The following is a 3,837-nucleotide window of genomic DNA, read 5'->3' on the forward strand; positions in this document are numbered from 1 at the left end:
TGGCGAAGGTGCGCATCAATGCCTACCCGGACAAGGTCTTCGAGGGCCGCGTGACCTATGTTTACCCGACCCTCAATCCCGAAACGCGGACGGTGCCGGTTCGGGTTGAACTGGCCAATCCCGGCCAGCTCCTGAAGCCCGCGATGTTTGCGCAGGTAGAGGTGCCGGTAGGAGGCAAGGGACAGGTCGTGACCGTGCCGAATTCGGCTGTCATCGACAGCGGCACCCGCCAGATCGTCCTCATCGCGCACGGCGAAGGGCGCTTCGAGCCGCGGGACGTGAAGCTGGGTGGGCGTAGCGAGAACCATATCGAAGTGATGGATGGCGTTAAGGCCGGCGAAAAGGTCGTCGTTGCCGCCAACTTCCTGATCGATGCGGAAAGCAACCTGAAAGCAGCGGTCGGCGGCTTTGGGCATTCGGGCCATGGCGGCGCACCGAAGCCCGGCAAGGACAGCGAGAAGCCTGCGCCGGCGCCCCAGGCGGCTGGACACCGGGCCGAAGGGACGGTGGACAGTGTCGATGCCAAGGACGGGACGGTCAGCCTGAATCACGGCCCTGTCGCCAGCCTCAAGTGGCCGGCGATGACCATGGAGTTCAAGGTGACCAATCCGTCACTGCTGCAGGCCTTGAAGCCGGGCCTCAAGGTGGAGGTCGAGTTCGTCGAGCGCCAGCCCGGCGAATGGGTGATCACCTCGGCGGCCCCCGCCGGCAAAGCAGCCACGTCGGCGCCGGCTGCCAATCCTCACGCAGGCCACTGACACAGGATCCATCATGCTGGCCAAAATCATCGACTGGTCGGGCCGGAACCGCTTCCTGGTTCTGCTCGCCACGCTTTTCATTCTCGCCGCCGGCGTCTTTGCGGTGCTGCGCACCCCCATCGACGCGCTGCCCGATCTGTCCGACGTGCAGGTCATCGTCTACACCGAATACCCCGGCCAGGCGCCGCAGGTGGTCGAGGACCAGGTCACCTATCCGCTCACCACGGCCATGCTGTCGGTGCCCAAGTCGAAGGTGGTGCGCGGCTTTTCGTTCTTCGGCGCTTCCTTTGTTTACATCATTTTCGAGGATGGCACCGACATCTACTGGGCCCGCTCGCGGGTGCTGGAATACCTCAACTTTGCCTCAGGGCGCATGCCCAAGGGCATCACGCCGCAGATCGGGCCGGATGCGACCGGTGTCGGCTGGGTGTACCAGTACGCGCTGTTGGCCAAGGACAAGACCCTCGCCGAACTGCGCACGATCCAGGATTGGTATGTGCGCTACCAGCTTGCCAAGGCCCACGGCGTCGCCGAAGTCGCTTCGATAGGCGGCTTTGTGCAGACCTACCAGGTCACTGTCGATCCGGTGAAGCTGCGCGCCTATGGCATTCCGCTGATGAAGATCGCCCAGGTGATCCGCGACTCCAATCGGGATGTAGGTGGCCGCGTGGTGGAAATGGCCGAGACCGAGTACATGGTGCGCGGCAAGGGCTACCTGCGCGGCAAGGACGATATTGAACGCTTGGTGGTCAAGGCCGACAAGGGCACGCCGGTGCTGATCCGCGACATCGCACGGGTCGAGCTGGCACCCGACGAGCGTCGGGGGCTCACCGAACTCAACGGCGAAGGCGAAGTGGTGGCCGGCATCGCGATGGCCCGCTATGGTCAGAATGCGCTGGAAGTCATCCATAACCTGAAGGGCAAGATTGCCGAGATCGGCCCCGGCCTGCCGGAGGGCGTTATGGTGCAGACGGTGTACGACCGCTCGGAACTGATCCATCGGGCCATCGAAACCCTAAAGCGCACGCTGATCGAAGAATCGATCATTGTGGCGCTGGTCTGCGTGGTCTTCCTCCTCCATGTACGCAGCGCCCTGGTGGCGATCCTGATGCTGCCGGTGGGCGTGCTGATGGCCTTCATCGCGATGCGCCTCTTGGGCATGAACTCCAACCTGATGAGTCTGGGGGGCGTCGCCATCGCGATCGGGGCGATGATCGATGCGGCCATCGTGATGATCGAGAACGCCCACAAGCACCTGGAGAGATTGCCGGAGGGCCACTCCACGGCTGAACGCTTCGAGGCCATGCTGACCGCCTGCAAGGAAGTGGGTCCGGCGCTGTTCTTCTCGCTCTTGATCATCACCGTCTCCTTCCTGCCAGTATTCACGCTGGAAGGCCAGGAAGGCCGGCTGTTCTCCCCGCTGGCCTACACCAAGACCTTCTCGATGGCCGGCGCAGCGATTCTGTCGGTGACGCTGGTGCCGGTGCTGATGCTGCTGTTCATCCGCGGCAGGATCATGCCGGAGGCGAAGAACCCGGTGAACCGGGTGCTGATCTGGTTGTACCGGCCGATCATCGCCGCGGTGATGCGCTGGAAGAAGCTGACCATCGCCCTCGCGGTGATCGTCCTGGCCGTATCGGTTTATCCGGCGTCCCGCCTGGGCTCCGAGTTCATGCCGACCCTCAACGAAGGCACTTTGCTCTACATGCCGGCCTCCCTGCCGGGTATGTCGATCACCAAGGCCGCCGAGCTGATGCAGACCCAGGACAAGATCATCAAGAGCTTCCCGGAGGTCGAATCGGTTTTCGGTAAGGCCGGCCGTGCCAATACGGCCACCGACCCGGCACCGACCGAGATGTTCGAGACCGTCATCAACCTCAAGCCGCAAGCCGAATGGCGGCCGGGCATGACGACCGACACGCTGATCGCAGAGCTCGACAAGGCGCTGCAGTTTCCCGGCGTGGCCAACGCCTGGACGATGCCCATCAAGGCGCGCACCGACATGCTGTCCACCGGCATCCGCACGCCGATCGGCATCAAGGTCTTCGGCAAGGATCTGGACGAGATGGAGAAGCTGGCCAAGGAAATCGAGACCGTGGTGAAGGCAGTGCCGGGCACCACCAGTGCCTTTGCCGAGCGCATCACTGGCGGCTTCTACCTCAATATCGAACCGGACCGGGAGCAACTGGCCCGCTACGGTCTTTCCGTTGGCGAGTTGCAGGATGTGATCGGCAGCGCGCTGGGTGGTGAGATGGTGACCACCACCGTTGAGGGGCGTGAGCGCTTTGGCGTGACGGTGCGCTACCCGCGCGAGCTGCGCTCCGACCCGCAGCAGATTGCCCGTGAAGTGCTGGTGCCGACCATGGGGGGGACGATGGTGCCGCTGGGGCAGTTGGCGAAGGTCAAGGTGGAGAAAGGTACCCCGGGCATCCGCACGGAGAACGCCTTGTTGTCGGCCTATATTTTCGTGGACATCCGCGATCGGGACATCGGTGGTTACGTGGCCGATGCGAAGAAGGCGGTCGCCGAGCAGATCAAGTTCCCGCCGGGTTACTACGTCACTTGGAGCGGTCAGTTCGAGTTCATGGAGCGCGCCATCGAGAAGATGAAGGTTGTCATCCCGATCACGTTGCTGACCATCTTCCTGCTGCTCTATCTGAACTTCCGGCGCATCACCGAAACGCTGATCGTCATGTTGTCCGTGCCTTTCGCGCTGGTCGGCGGGGTGTGGCTGATGTGGCTGCTCGGCTACAACCTGTCGGTGGCTGTGGCGGTGGGCTTCATCGCACTGGCCGGCGTGGCGGCGGAAACCGGCGTGGTGATGCTGATCTATCTCGACCATGCCTGGGAAGCCGTGAAGGCGACGTGCCGCGAGAGTGGCCGCAGTCCGAACGTCAGTGATCTCTACGCAGCCGTGATGGAGGGCGCTGTCGAGCGCGTGCGGCCGAAGATGATGACCGTCGTCGCCATCATGGCCGGCCTCTTGCCGATCATGTGGGGGACGGGCACCGGCTCCGAGGTGATGAGCCGCATCGCCGCGCCGATGGTCGGCGGAATGATCTCCTCGACGGTGCTGACC

Annotated in this window: 2 protein-coding genes; both read left to right on the forward strand. The window is 63.5% G+C overall.

The window, feature by feature from the left end; translation table 11 throughout:
• The coding region (locus tag ZRA01_RS19970; protein WP_174851634.1) for a copper-binding protein at positions 1 to 758 on the forward strand (758 nt) is incomplete at its 5' end.
• Positions 759 to 771: 13 nt separating this feature from the next.
• Positions 772 to 3,837: efflux RND transporter permease subunit (locus tag ZRA01_RS19975; protein ID WP_141355124.1), on the forward strand; the 3,066-nt coding region annotated here is incomplete at its 3' end.

This window comes from Zoogloea ramigera (genome assembly GCF_006539865.1).
GTDB lineage: Bacteria > Pseudomonadota > Gammaproteobacteria > Burkholderiales > Rhodocyclaceae > Zoogloea > Zoogloea ramigera.